The 211-nt window shown below is 33.6% G+C and carries 1 pseudogene; it reads left to right on the forward strand.

Annotation, left to right across the window (positions count from 1 at the left end):
- Positions 1-189, forward strand: a pseudogene (locus tag QCD85_RS23870) (sugar ABC transporter substrate-binding protein); the annotation flags it as partial.
- Between the last annotated feature and the right edge of the window lie 22 nt (positions 190-211).

A 211-nucleotide genomic window follows, 5' to 3' on the forward strand; every position in this document is an offset into this window, starting at 1 on the left:
ACTGAGTATGGCAGACCATTACCTGTTAAATATACGTACATTGCAGATTGGTATGACATTTTCTTCACATATATTCAACCAGTAATCGATGGTAAAATGTCTGCTGCTGATTATGTCAAACAACAACAACCAAAAATGCAAAAACTACATGATCGTGCATTAGAACAAGATCAAAAATCTAAAAAGTAAGCTGTACCTGCTGTAATAAATC

This window comes from Paenibacillus sp. PsM32 (assembly GCF_030433815.1).
GTDB lineage: Bacteria > Bacillota > Bacilli > Paenibacillales > Paenibacillaceae > Saccharibacillus > Saccharibacillus kyungheensis.